This is a genomic window from Photobacterium sp. GB-50 (assembly GCF_003026755.1).
Taxonomy (GTDB): Bacteria; Pseudomonadota; Gammaproteobacteria; order Enterobacterales; family Vibrionaceae; genus Photobacterium.
Genome location: NZ_PYNX01000008.1, coordinates 54321 through 67519, shown reverse-complemented (window position 1 = coordinate 67519; position 13199 = coordinate 54321). Strand labels below are relative to the sequence as shown.

General features: G+C 36.6%; 14 protein-coding genes. 7 read left to right on the top strand and 7 right to left on the bottom strand.

Annotation, left to right across the window (positions count from 1 at the left end; genetic code table 11):
- Window positions 1-225: 225 nt before the first annotated feature.
- The 3 genes from C9J41_RS22175 to C9J41_RS21930 all read left to right on the top strand — a co-directional run bounded on the left by C9J41_RS22175 (window position 226) and on the right by C9J41_RS21930 (window position 5377).
- Entirely contained in the window at window positions 226-435 is a 210-nt protein-coding gene (locus C9J41_RS22175; protein ID WP_369917501.1) for a hypothetical protein, read from the top strand.
- 303 nt (window positions 436-738) lie between these two features.
- Window positions 739-2928, top strand: coding sequence for a DEAD/DEAH box helicase family protein (locus C9J41_RS12155; protein WP_107294634.1), 2190 nt, complete (start codon window positions 739-741; stop codon window positions 2926-2928).
- Between the two features lie 10 nt (window positions 2929-2938).
- Entirely contained in the window at window positions 2939-5377 is a 2439-nt protein-coding gene (locus tag C9J41_RS21930) for a sigma factor-like helix-turn-helix DNA-binding protein (RefSeq protein ID WP_199194438.1), read from the top strand.
- A 183-nt stretch (window positions 5378-5560) separates the two neighbouring features.
- On the opposite strand, the gene C9J41_RS21820 is transcribed toward C9J41_RS21930, so the two are convergent.
- Both C9J41_RS21820 and C9J41_RS21815 read right to left on the bottom strand, forming a co-directional pair.
- On the bottom strand, window positions 5561-5710 hold the full coding sequence (locus C9J41_RS21820; protein WP_158259517.1) for an AlpA family transcriptional regulator: 150 nt from the start codon (window positions 5708-5710) through the stop codon (window positions 5561-5563).
- 23 nt (window positions 5711-5733) lie between these two features.
- Window positions 5734-5901, bottom strand: a complete 168-nt coding sequence (locus tag C9J41_RS21815) for a hypothetical protein (RefSeq protein ID WP_158259518.1) — start codon at window positions 5899-5901, stop codon at window positions 5734-5736.
- 321 nt (window positions 5902-6222) lie between these two features.
- Between C9J41_RS21815 and C9J41_RS12140 the strand changes: the two genes are divergently transcribed.
- Window positions 6223-7200, top strand: coding sequence for a hypothetical protein (locus C9J41_RS12140; protein ID WP_107294633.1), 978 nt, complete (start codon window positions 6223-6225; stop codon window positions 7198-7200).
- Between the two features lie 63 nt (window positions 7201-7263).
- On the opposite strand, the gene C9J41_RS12135 is transcribed toward C9J41_RS12140, so the two are convergent.
- Window positions 7264-8232 carry a sensor domain-containing diguanylate cyclase gene (locus C9J41_RS12135; RefSeq protein WP_158259680.1) on the bottom strand — a complete coding sequence of 323 codons (969 nt, stop codon included), beginning with the start codon at window positions 8230-8232 and terminating at the stop codon, window positions 7264-7266.
- 429 nt (window positions 8233-8661) lie between these two features.
- Here C9J41_RS12135 and C9J41_RS12130 point away from each other — a divergent pair, with 429 nt between their 5' ends.
- Window positions 8662-8964 carry a hypothetical protein gene (locus C9J41_RS12130; RefSeq protein WP_107294631.1) on the top strand — a complete coding sequence of 101 codons (303 nt, stop codon included), beginning with the start codon at window positions 8662-8664 and terminating at the stop codon, window positions 8962-8964.
- Window positions 8965-9027: 63 nt separating this feature from the next.
- Here C9J41_RS12130 and C9J41_RS12125 read toward each other — a convergent pair whose 3' ends face one another.
- The 3 genes from C9J41_RS12125 to C9J41_RS12115 all read right to left on the bottom strand — a co-directional run bounded on the left by C9J41_RS12125 (window position 9028) and on the right by C9J41_RS12115 (window position 11289).
- A complete protein-coding gene (locus C9J41_RS12125; RefSeq protein ID WP_008987102.1) occupies window positions 9028-9330 on the bottom strand; it encodes an antibiotic biosynthesis monooxygenase in 303 nt (100 codons plus the stop codon).
- 122 nt (window positions 9331-9452) lie between these two features.
- Window positions 9453-10487 carry a HupE/UreJ family protein gene (locus C9J41_RS12120; protein WP_107247641.1) on the bottom strand — a complete coding sequence of 345 codons (1035 nt, stop codon included), beginning with the start codon at window positions 10485-10487 and terminating at the stop codon, window positions 9453-9455.
- Entirely contained in the window at window positions 10480-11289 is an 810-nt protein-coding gene (locus C9J41_RS12115; protein ID WP_107294630.1) for a peptidyl-prolyl cis-trans isomerase, read from the bottom strand. Before C9J41_RS12115 ends, C9J41_RS12120 begins: the two co-directional genes overlap by 8 nt.
- A gap of 205 nt (window positions 11290-11494) precedes the next feature.
- Here C9J41_RS12115 and C9J41_RS12110 point away from each other — a divergent pair, with 205 nt between their 5' ends.
- Entirely contained in the window at window positions 11495-11902 is a 408-nt protein-coding gene (locus C9J41_RS12110; protein WP_107294629.1) for a GNAT family N-acetyltransferase, read from the top strand.
- A 59-nt stretch (window positions 11903-11961) separates the two neighbouring features.
- The gene (locus C9J41_RS12105; RefSeq protein WP_107208119.1) at window positions 11962-12393 is read left to right on the top strand and encodes a DUF2000 domain-containing protein; all 432 of its coding nucleotides are present in this window, start codon (window positions 11962-11964) and stop codon (window positions 12391-12393) included.
- Window positions 12394-12570: 177 nt separating this feature from the next.
- On the opposite strand, the gene C9J41_RS12100 is transcribed toward C9J41_RS12105, so the two are convergent.
- A complete protein-coding gene (locus C9J41_RS12100; protein ID WP_107294628.1) occupies window positions 12571-13140 on the bottom strand; it encodes a DUF2938 family protein in 570 nt (189 codons plus the stop codon).
- Between the last annotated feature and the right edge of the window lie 59 nt (window positions 13141-13199).

Genomic DNA, 13199 nt, shown 5'->3' with positions numbered 1-13199 from the left:
CATAAAATTATCGACTGATTAATCAATAATCAATCATCTTTATTACAAGGTCAAAACAAAGCCTTGCTTTGTAGACTTTATGATATATTTATGCCTAGAAACTTAGGTGTTGGCGGGTTTTTAGTGCAGAGAAGTTAAGGGAGTTAGCGTATGTGACTTTGTTGCATTTCGTATTGGTGGAAGCTAACGGAATCCATCTTAAGACGATAGTTTTCGATAGATTTTTTGATTGAATGTAAATATTACAAAAATAATGTAAGTCTAATCCAAGTCCGTAACCTCCACGGTTTACTTATAGGGATATCGAATAGTAGCGAGATATTAGTAACTACGAAAGGCTGTCAATCTCGATCTGATCAGCATGCTAATTACTCTGATTTTGGGTTAAAGAGTACTCGAGAGCTAGAAGACACTCATTGGAATGGATGTATCTAAATAAATACATTAGAGGTAATGTATTTGATTTTAAATGATTTTTTGATGCGCGATTATCTAATCGACTAGACAGTCCGGAGATTAACCATGACTACATCCTATATATAATAGGGTGTAAGTTAGTAACTCTAAGTGTGGCTAACTTGAGTTTAACTCGTTTAAAAGTCAAATATGTCATTAACATTATGAATCATCCCATTCACATTGGTGAAAAAAAAGCAGCTGAAGCATCTTAGAAGATTTTACTTCAGGTGATGTAAAGCAAATTCAAAGAAAAAGTATAACAAATTCGGTTTTGGTTAAATGATTAAAAACTTTAAGAGCATTGATAAGTTGAGCCCAAATGATTTTGAGCTTTTTATTCGAGATTTATTCTTGGCTTCTGGCTGGAATGACGCTGAAGTAACACAAGTAGGTAAAGAGTATCGCCATGGTGATGGTGGTGTTGATATTTTTGCTTATAAAGGTAAACGTAAATTCGCAATTGAGGTCAAGCAACGAAATTTAGATACAACAGTTGATGTCAAAGCATTGAATCAGTTAATCACTGGTGCGAAGCTTGCGAACGTTTCCAACAAGATCTTAGTGACGAATTCTTATTTTACCTCCGAAGTAAAAGCTCGTGCGCTACGGTTAGGGGTCGAGTTAATTGACCGTGATGGATTACAAGACCTTTGGGTAAAAAAACACTCAGAAATTGGCCGTGAAATTAAGCCTCGTAAGTATCAACATGATGTAATTGAAGAAGCTCTTTCTTCTTTCGAGTCTGGTAAAACTAAGCTATTGATCGAAATGGCTACCGGTTTAGGAAAAACCTATACTGTTGCTCATTTGGTCAAACGTTTAATTAATGACTCAGAAAAGCGACCAAAAGTATTGTTTCTCGCCCATCAAGTAGAAATTTTGTTGCAGTCGGTTACGTCATTTAAAAATGTATTAGGTGTGGGAAATTACAGCTTCTCCGCTTGCTTTTCAGGTTCGAAACCTGAAGATACTGACTTTGTATTTGCATCGTTTGATACCTTGTATGGTCAAATAGCTTCATTAAGCTCTAAATCATTTGACTTTATTATAGTTGATGAGGCTCACCATACCCCAGCACATACATACGCTGAAGTAGTAAATCTTTTTGAACCTAGGCTTTTGATTGGGTTAACTGCGACACCTTATCGATCTGATAAAAAAGATGTTTTGAGCTTTTTTGGTGGTACAGATGGCCATATTGGTAAGTACGATTTGGTTTGGGCGCTTAAGCATCGTAAGTTAGCATTCCCTAAATACCTAGTGCTTTTAGATGATCTTGATCAAGATAAAATTGATCAACTTGAGAGTGGTCTTTCGGTCTCTGATTTAGACAAACGTCTGTTCTTGCATAAAAAGGATGAAGAGGTTGTAAAAATTATCGAAAGAACTGTTGTTGAGAAAGAAATCGAAGATGTGAAAGGCATCATATTCTGTCGAAATATTCAGCATATGAGACATTTGCTAGGATTTTTTGAGCTTGGCAGTGCTACCTTAGTTCATTCTAAAATGTCAGAGCTAGAGCGAAGAGAAAACATTCGAAACTTTAGAGAAGGTGATTTCAAATACATTTTAGTTTGCGATTTATTTAATGAGGGTATCGATATCCCGGAAACAAACCTGCTAGTTTTTATGCGTTACACTGGATCTAGAACGATTTGGTTACAGCAATTGGGTAGAGGTTTACGTAAGACACCAAATAAAGATTATGTGCATGTACTGGATTTTGTCGGTTCGCTAGAACGTTTAAATGAAATTAAAGAACTAGCACAAGCTGTTGATAGGACACCTCTTGATGAAGCAAGTCTTGTTGATAACGAAGAGCCTAAACAGCGTAAATGTATACTTCATAACTCTACACTTGAGGTTAAATATAGTGAAGAGGCAGCAAAAGTTCTGACTTTACTCGAACATATGAAGATGCAGCTCAATAGCCGTGAAATATTAATTGACAGAATTAGGTTGTTGAAAGAAGAAACAGGTAAAATTCCCGTAATTGAAGAATTTGAAAGTTGCTTACCGGATGTAAGCCTTGATCAGATAGCAACCCATTTCGGCTCATATTACAGCTTTTTGTTGGCAGCATTTGATCAAGACATTGATTGTCAATCAATGGTCGAAAGGGTAAAGAAATTTGTAGCTGAATTTTCTACACAACAAAAAGTGTTACCAAGCTTTCGAGCAATTGCTTATAACTTTATGTATTTCCAACTCTTTGAATTTACAGAACGCGAAATTAAGAATTTTCTACCTTTATTGGAACTAGAACACCCCACTCTAGAAAATTTGAAGGAAGAAAATGAAAACATTGAAGTTGTAACCAAAATTGAATGTGAGCTTATCGTGCAGTACAAAGATATGATCAAATCGCGTTCAGACTTAAAATTGATAACAGATTCAGAACAGCGAAAAATCAAAGAAAAATACCGTTCAATCTCAGTCTTTTTAAAGAAGCTAAAGGAAGTGAAGTAAGGTGAAGTGCTTGGATGTTAAATTAAATGAAGAATGCTTGATGGTAGCACTACGCAAACTCGTTCGCGATTTGTCCCGATCAAGTGACCTTCAAGAATATAACTACGAAACCTTGTGGGACATAGTCGAAAGTTTATCCCCTACAACTTTTAGTACGCTTCATAATAATGTGTACTTTGCTGATTTTCTTCGTCAAATTTATGTTAGCTATAATTCAGTAGACTTAGAAAAAAATGATGTAGCTCTGCATCAAAGTAAAAATTCAAATGATGAATTTCAGTTACCCTTGTCTGAAGATATTTTGATCGTTCCAAATCTAGCAACACCTTTAGACTTAGTTCAACTGCCTGCTCGATTTATAAAGCTATTTAAACGATTGAGAAACATAAGTTTGAATAACACTCAGTTCAAAGTAGGTAATACTCTTCAAGATGTAGTAGATCTTACCGAAAATGAAGTAATAAACTTAAATGGTATTGGTATTTCTTATGTGGAGACACTAAAAGAACTTAAGAAACTAGTAAACGATCAAAATGGAGACTTCCCAGAATTAGACGAAATGAATAAAGAAGAGTTTGACCTATTAGGGATTGATACTTCTAACTATTCGATAAGTATGTATGGTGTTGAACAACATTTTGTAAAACCACTAGAAAAATATATTCGACATTTCAAGCTGTCAGCTATGACACCGAAGATAGATGACGTTTTGAAATTCGAACGAGATGAGCTTTTAGCTTTGCCTAGCTTTGGTCGAGGTGCCGTTGACCAATTGATTGAATTTAAGAATATTATCGTGGCTGAAATCCGAGCAATAGAACAAGGTGAAGTTGATTATATGGAACTACAATCAAAAATCATTGTTCCATATGCTATTGACACTATGCCATTGCAACAAATTGAGCAGGTATTGCTGGATGATATTGATCATTTCTTAGATAAATTAAGCGATGATGAAGTAGATATTGCTCAAAGTCGTTGGGGCTTTGTAGAAGATAAGGAAACTTTAGAAGAGGTAGGAATTCGGTATGAGCTAACAAGAGAGCGAATTCGACAAAGAGAAGCAAAGATTAATAATCAGTTCATATCGAATCTAAGAGTTAACCCCAAGTCTCTTTGGTATTTGTTAGAACCTCACATGGAACCTCAATTGAAAGATCAAGTTCCTGATTTGTTTAATTGTTTTTCATCTGAAAGGGCTTTCTACGAATTTATGGAAATAGTCCTTCAGAAAGAAAAACTATTTGAATATATTTATCCAGAAGTTGATAAAGCGATTTTAAATTCTTATTTTGCTGAAAACGGTGCGCCATTACATATTCAAGATGCGATAACCGTAATTGAAGAGTCTGGTTTGAGTAGTATAAAAAGCAGCCGAAACGCTATTTTTAATCTTCAGAAGCAAGGGCAACTGGTTGTAGAGGGTGAGTACTTATGGCCAAAGTTACTTAGTAAATCACAAGCTTCGGCTTGCGTGCTAGTTAATCAACCTAAAGGGTTACCTTGGTCTGATATTGCTAAGTTAGCTAATAAAAACGGTTTTTCTAAATCTGATATTTACGAGGATAGATTAGATCATGAAGCCTTTAACAATAAGGACTATATATACCTTGCTGGGAAAGGTTTATATAAACATACTCGCTTTATCAACTCTGATGTTATTAGTTTAGATAAGATGTTTTCAGAACTCTCAGCCTACACTGCAAACAACACAAGAGATGTTTTTCATCTCAATGAGTGTTACCAATCATCAGATTATCTAAAGCGATTTAATTATTATGAGATTCGTCATTTTGTTAAGCACTTTGGCGAAGATTATGGTTTTTATTTCGATGGGCGATCACAAGCAGATTCAGTTGGACGTAAGAAAGGCTTTAAAAACATTACACAAAAAGATGTGATTATTGAAGCAATGAATAAGAGTGAGAGACCTTTTACAAAACCAGAAGTTGCTAATTTATTAAAAAGCAAAAGCTTGGGTCATGCCTCTTATTATTTAGATGAGTTAATGGAAGCCGGCAGTATTGTACAGGTTGACCACCAATTGTATACAACCCCCATGAAAGCCTATCGGAACATTGACTTGCCTATTTATCTGAATAATATGCAAAATATTCTAGAAAAGTGCGCTAAACCTGTTGAGGCATCAATTTTTCAACAAATGCTAAATCCATTATTTTTGGTAAGCTATTCCAAGTTCTTCTATGCCTCTATAGCACGATGTTTTGCCGCAGAAAGAGGCTGGTATAGAGCTCATGGCTTGTACAGTATTCAACCTATCCAGTTTAATAACCTCACAGACGTAGTAAGTACCTTTTGTGAAATTGATGATCCTATAAAAGTCAGTGTTGAGCATTTACAAAAACATATTGCCATCACCAAAGAAAATGCATCAACGGTAATACATAATTGGCGAAATTCGCATAATAGGCTGCACACTCGAACTTAATTGGAGTTAATCACTAATAGCATTATCGAGTCCTAATTTGCTACTTGCGCACCTCTTTCATAACCTAGCTTTTTAAGACGTGAATTAATATGTTACGAATGCTTGATTGGTTAAACTTATTTCTGTTTGATGATTAATTGGCACAAACAAACCAAGCGATCTCTTACCAAGATCGCTTTGCTTCTAAAACCGTTTTCCAAACCGACTGGTATTATCTTTCCATTCTTCAACTGCAGAACGTAACCAACGTAAGGGCATCAATGTAATTGGCTCAGGGAAGCCGCGTGTTTGTCGCCACTTATAAATCGTTGCTCGACTTGTGATTTGAAACATCTCTAATACTTCAACGTAACTAATCAAAAGATGTGTGATTGCTCATTAAGTTCAGCATAAGTTTTTGCTGGTGGCGGTGAATCAGGTAGTTGCTTTTCTTGTTGATTCCTACGGTGTGACAGTGTCATGTTCATGCTGTTTTCAGTGGTATATGAGATGTTTACAGTAGGGTAGCTGTTGTAATCGAACATGTTTGATTCCTTATTCGCATTTTGTACTAATAAAATCAGAAAGACGAACCCGATTCATGGTATCTCAACAACGGGTATCACCTTTAAATAATCCTTCCACTTTAATTTTGTACACCTTTTGGGAAATAACTCACCAAATGTTTGCTACCCTCTATTTTTCCATCATATCTACTGCGTTTATAACTTGCTCTATAAAGCTCAAACACATTAATAAGGTAAGTAAATTATTGTGACTGAAGTGTGAGTTTTGTTGTATATCTCTTTGTTTAATATTAAGTAAGATTAAACTGCATACCTATTTATTAATCTTAGGTGTGTTAGATGTCTAGAAAGTTTTGGGGTTACCGAATTGATAAGACAAAAATTGATTTCTTTCGTCAGGAACTAAAAGAAGGAAGGTTAAGACAAGGTTGGGGATGGGATGATGAGCAGAACTTAAGGCAGCTCACTATGGACAGTGGCGCTCGTCGCAATCTACCTATTTTTCGTAAGGTAAAGAAAGGTGACATCTTATTAGTACCTCGCTTACCAACGTGGAATGAAGTGGCGATTGTAGAAGCAACCCAAGACTTCTCTGAGGGCTATGATTTCTCTATCGATCCTAAGTTAGGCGATTTTGGTCATATTTTTCCTGCACGTTTGATTAAAAGTTTTAATAGAAAAAATGCCAACGTGTTGGGGGATCTAAGAGCCAGCTTAAAACAGGTCAATCGCTTTTGGAATATGAGTCATTGCAAAGACAGTATCGAAAAGTTGATCAACCATGATGAGTTGCTGGTCGATTCTATTGGTTTCTCTAACCGCTTTAATAATCTTCTCACCGACAATATCAGTCAATCGTTAGAACAAACGGACTTCTATACAAATTTCTACCGACAAATGAATGAGCAATTCTCTAATGAAGAATGGGAATATGCATTAGTTGAAGGTATCCGAAAAATTTTACCTGAACCGATTTTAGTAGAGCGTACAGGTGGAGTTTTAGAGAAAGAGCATGGAACCGATATTCTTATTACATTGCCGGGTTTGCTCGGTAAAAGTTATGGCATTGCCATTCAGGTAAAAGATTATCGTGGGTTAATGAGTGGTGGGGCGATAAAACAAATTCAAAAAGCGGATCATTGGAATAATGAGAATTTCACTATTATTGATAAATACGTAATTGTGACTCAATGTTCAAAAGATGATCATCCTGAGGACTTCCAGAATATTGATGGCGTCACTATTTTATTTGCAGAGCAGTTAGAAAGCTTACTTAAAGATATTGCTGCTGGGTTTATTGGTTTGGATAAAAACTGATAGCTTAATTGAAATATTTCTACTAGCAGCAATGAGTTAGCTAATCACTTTTTGCTGCTTTAGTTAAAGTGATGTATCGCTATATACACCTAAACGGTGCTGTTTTGCATGATACATTGCTTGGTCTGCTTTCTGAATGAGTTGATCTAAGGCGTGATTTTCTTCTGTTGACGTTGCGACACCAATGCTTACACCAAATCCTAAATCCAATATATCGGATGGTACTTTGGCCATAATAGCGTTGTGAAGTCGGTTTGCGACTTGAGTACCGTCTCTTGTATGGGTGTTTTCCATTACGATAATAAACTCATCGCCACCAAAACGGGATGCAATATCACAGTTACGTACTTGTTGAGATATAACGTCTGACACTAAAACAAGTAGATCATCACCAACTTTGTGACCCAAATTATCATTAACTAATTTAAATTTATCTAGATCGATAAATAGCAGTGAGCTTTTTAAGTTTTTTCTAACACATAACGATATAAATTTAGTCGCTACTTCATTTAAATAAGTACGATTATGTAGCTTGGTTAATTCATCATGTGTTGCGCTAAAGCGTAGCTGTTCTTCGAGTATTAATTTCTCGTAAGCGACTGATATAATGAGTGCTGCCACATTAACGATTTCTTCTTCAATGTCCGAAGGTGATTTAGGCTCGTTATGATAAATGGCGAATGTGCCTAATACATTTGAGTTTGAATCGGTATAAGGTACAGACCAGCAAGAATGTAGATTCGCTTTTTGTGTAACGGCTAAAAACGGCTTCCAGTTTGGGTGTTCATTGATATTGCTAGCAATGATTGTTTTGTTAAGAAAGGCTGCAGCACCACAACTTCCTACATTTTTTCCGATTTTGATACCATTAACAGCCTCATTATAAAAATCAGGAAGGTTGTTCTTTATCCCTGTATGTAAGGTGCCTTGTTGTTGATTTAAAGTGAGAATGGATACTTTACTGCCTGGTAAAAAACTTTCTACCATATCAACCATTCGCTCTAGGAAAGGTTCAATTTTTGAGCTCAGCACAAGGTCACTCAATAATAAATTGAATTTGCGATGTGCAGATAAAAGTATCGATTCTTTCTTCACAATAGGCATATCATTTTTAATAAATTTTCTTAATTTTAGCATTTATTTAACATTCGCGAAGTGGGAATACGTTATCTATTTTGTTTGTTAACAATTGCACTTAAGTCTTTTAATTTAAAAGCTATTAATTGTTTTTTAGTGATAACAAGTGTTTGTTAGAGAAGTGACTTAATTTTCTATAAGTGTGGTGTGATAGGTAATGTATCTGCCAATTTCTTTACTTATATCTAATGTGATACAACGCACGACTATGTGTATATATCGTTGTGGCACGTTTACCTTGCAAGGCTAGGTACGTAAGGTGCTGTTATAAATGTTGAACGGCATTGTGACGTGTCATCGCGCCTAAACTAAGATGGAGTAAATATGAGCACTGCAGCGATATTTCTGATTATATATCTGATCCCCGTACTGTCTTTTGCGGGTACGATTGGTACTTATATGTTGCTTCATGGTGAGAGTCTTAGCCATCCTCTGATCAATGTTGTTTTGTTGATAGTCGTCTCTGGTTTTATCGTTTCATCTTATCTTTCTGTAAAGCTGATCTCTAAGTTCGTTAGCGAGAAAGTGATGTATTTGGGCATTGTTTTTACTGTATTAGCTTGGCTATTAGGAGTGATCGCGGTGGTGTTTTATCTTGTGATGTTTAAAGATCTCTTCAGCATTTAGGCAATAAAAATACCCAAACACAGGTAAATCGTATTTGGGTATATATTTAACAAGAAATGTTAATTACAGACAGCTTTCAAACCCTTCAAAGTTTGGTGCACCTAAGTAAATGTCTTTATTACCGCGAGCATTAGCATGAGCTTTACGGAATGCTTCTGATTGTGTCCAGTCTTCGAACGCTTGGCGAGAATCCCATACTGAGTGCGAGGCAAACAGGGTGTACTCATCGTTTGATGTACCTTGAAGCAAGTTGAATGATTGAAAACCCGGTACGGTATCTAGGTAGGTATCACGGTTCTTCCAGATATCGATAAATTCTTGCTCAGAGCCTAAACGGATTTTAAAACGGTTCATTGCTATATACATGATGACTTCCTTTACTAACTTCAGTTTTTATTTTTGTCTTGCCACTATTACAGTATTGGTGAATGCAAGCTAGCAGCAAAAATACAATATTTGTTTACGTATTATGTTCTCTGTAACTTCCACTATAAAACATGGAACATAATGTACGCCCGTTGAATAAACCAAAAAGACGCCATGATCCCCATGGTATATAAAGGCACTTTTTGAAAGAACTTATGATGAAATACAGGCACTTTAGCGCACAACTTCAATAGCACGATAAGAAACGATAAGAAGATCAATTGCCCGATCTCAACACCAATATTAAAACAGGCGAGGGCTAACGGAATGCTGGTTTGGCTTAATCCTACTTCTTTTAATGCGCTGGCAAACCCCAATCCATGTAACAAACCAAAGGAAAATGAAATTATCCACGGAAATTTTCGGCTTAATGTTGGATGTTGTTTGTCATAAGGGCGAGTAAGCTCATAACACAAAAACAAAATACTCAGTGCAATTCCCGTTTCTACTGGCGGCTCTGGAATGTGTACCAGATTAAGCGCAGATAAACTTAACGTAATACTGTGGGCTAAGGTAAAACAGGTAATGGCCTTTAAGAAGGTTTTAAAATCGCGCGTAAATAACAATAAGCCCGCCACAAACATTAGGTGATCAATCCCCGTTAAGATATGGGTGATACCTAAGGTGACAAATAGCTTTATTGTTGTCCAAATCGAGATCTTATCGGTTAAGTGTAGGCTGTTATGCCCTTTATACAGCGCAAGCGTACTCACTTTCCCATCTTTTTGCGTTAACTGCGTGAGTAGCTGGCCTGTTTTTAGTCCGTTAAATACCAGAGTCGGTGATGATGTATTCGCTTTAAGTTGCAGCAAATAATCTTGTTCATCCATTCCGAAACCATTGTCACTTCGCTGTGATGACAATAAACGTACCGTGCCGCCATTAGTTAAGGTGGGTGTTATTTGTGTATGTTCACCTGCAATTACCGGTAGTTTTAACGCCAACTTATATTGTTGATTATCTAACTGTGTGATCAAACCCACTGAGGGCTGATAAGGATGCGCCATTGCCAGTGGTGCCATTACTACCGTAATCAGGGCGCCAACGACTGTGCCAACAACTAAGCGCCACATAAAATAAGAGATGTGCTTATACATTGTTTAATAGTGTCTTTGTGTTAACGGTAAAATCTGAACCTGCGGGTAGTGCAATGTGATATTGCTTAATAACGGCAGCTATTTTTTTATTAACATCATCACGGGCAAAATCTTGTGATAATTGTTGCTTGGCCTGCTTAAAACTGAGAACGCCTGCTTTTTGATAATCGAGTACCTTTACTGCTATCGCGCCAAAGGGAGTATCAATCGGTGTTGACCATTGGTTTGGTGCTAGTGCGGCTAATGCGTCTACTGTTTTTGTACCCAGCTTTGCCAATAATGCCTGCTTACTCACATCACTTAAACATTGTTGAGAATCCATCGTAGCAATAGGGTGTTGCACTTCTTGTGGCGTTAAAAAGTGATAGCACAATGAGTACATATCGGGATGCTTATAACGCGCTTGATGCGTTAAATAGTATTTATGTAATAAGGTTGTGTTGGTGGCATTGATCTTAGCTAACTGTGAAACATAGGACAGGTAACGTTGCATCAACATTTCATTTAAGTTTGGATCGCCTTTCTCCAAGCCTAATTTTAATGCCTGTTGAGATAGCATCTGTTTTAACACTACATGGTTAATGTCTTTGTTTAGTTCTGTGCTCGACGGGGGGGAACCAAAATAAAGCGTATCGTCTTTTTTTTGTTGCTCAACTTGTGACGGCGTAACTAAAATGGTGTTTACAGAAGTAGACGAGTAATACTGTGAATAACCAATAAACAGCACAGCACCCGCGATAAGGAAATGCGAAAAGGGATCTTGAATGAATCGCTTAAGCCAATAGCAGACTTTTTTTAACATGTTACGGGATCTTTTCTTATATTAAATAATGCCCTATAAGAATACCCATGCTAACTGTATGAGTGTTGAATGTTGACTGCATGTGGATTTTTACTTTTTGTGATGCTACGTTATTTATCAATAAGATAAGAATGTTTTAAAAGTCGCATTTTTATTAAGTATATGATTAAAACATTCGGCATGATGATATGGGAGTACCGTTTATATGGATATTAACGTTGAACTTAACGGCGAGATTGAAGAAGCTGAAGTTATCGCATTGTACCGTGCGAATGAATGGTCTTCAGCAGATAAACCCAAACAACTCTTAGCTGCATTACGTAATTCTCATACTTTGGTTACTGCTCGTGCTAACGGTAAGTTAGTTGGAGTGGGGAACGCTATCACAGACGGTTATCTTGTTGTGTATTATCCCCATATGCTTGTTCACCCTTTACATCAGGGTAAGGGCATTGGTCGTAACATGATGGAAGCAATGTTGTCTGTATACAGTGGATTTCACCAACAAATGTTGACTGCTGATGGTGAAGCCATTGCGTTTTATCAAGCACTTGGCTTTGAACGTGCAGGAAAAACAGAATCAATGTGGGTGTATGAAGGCACAGAGCATTAATATTTTACGCAAGAGCTTTTATACAGCTAATACGAACGGTCAGTTTATAAGGATATATTATGGTTGATTTACCTGATGAAAATCAGAAAAGGTATATTTCAGTTTTAAGTAAAAAAATGGATTTAGGGCGTACCTTGAATGTACTTGGGCATTTGAGTGTTGGTTTGTCTAAACAACTGTCTGAAGATGAAGGTGCTTATCTAGATTATGTTGATTTGGATGGCAATGTGCATCCGAGTTTATCGCATTATCCATTCATTGTGTTGAAAGCTGATAATTCAAATAAATTACGTAAAGTAAGAGAAGAGGCTTTGAGCCGTGGTATTAAATTCACTGATTTTACAAGTACTATGATTGATGGGGGATCAACAGAACAGCAATTGAGGACGAAAGAAACGAAAGAAGCTGATTTGGAGTACTTGGGAGTTTGTTTGTTTGGTGATACTGAAACATTACGAGAATTTACTAAAAAGTTCAGTTTGTATAAGTAGTGTGCTGTATTACAAATTGCTCAAGCAGTCGCATGAAGTACTCAAACTTCGTACTTTAGTTGCTGATGTTTGCTTTTCAGATAAATAACAAATCACGCGACGCTACATAAAATATATCGCGTGATTGGCAATGCATTTAATCGAACAACGCAATGATTAAATTACCTTGTCTTAATGTTATGTCGCATTGTTGACGATTATTGCATGATGTTCTTCCGCTTCTTTGAAAATCTCTAATCGACTAGCGTAAAGCACTTTCGTAGTGATATACAAACCAATACCGTAGCAAGAATGACAAAAAGTAGAGAACAAAATCGCGTGGATCATATTGGGACTATTCACGTGGAAAAAGCCTTCACCAAAGGCATAACTCACCACAACTAATGGAAAAAATAACAATGACCATGCATAAACAAGCGATTTTTTAAGGCTTGGTTTTAGAAACAACCCTTTCTCAACAAAGCTAATATAAATCACGGTATAAACTAAACTAACGCTAAAGTGCATAATCCAACCGATGAGAACATCATGGGGAACGGCTGGCACCTGCTGTATAGCTTCAACCAGTGGATGCCCTTGAGTGATATAAACCAAATAACGGCCTAAACTCGCAAAATTATTTAGTGGGTGATCACTGAATAATAGATATAAGTTGCTGCCTAAATCTAAGCAAAGACCACTAAATACACTAATAAACAGAAGGTGAAGGAGGTAGGATGAACGTTGGTGATGGGGATAATAGAACATAGAGCATCTCCTGATTAATTACGCTTTCATTGTGATAATGAAAAGAGCTTGTCATAGTC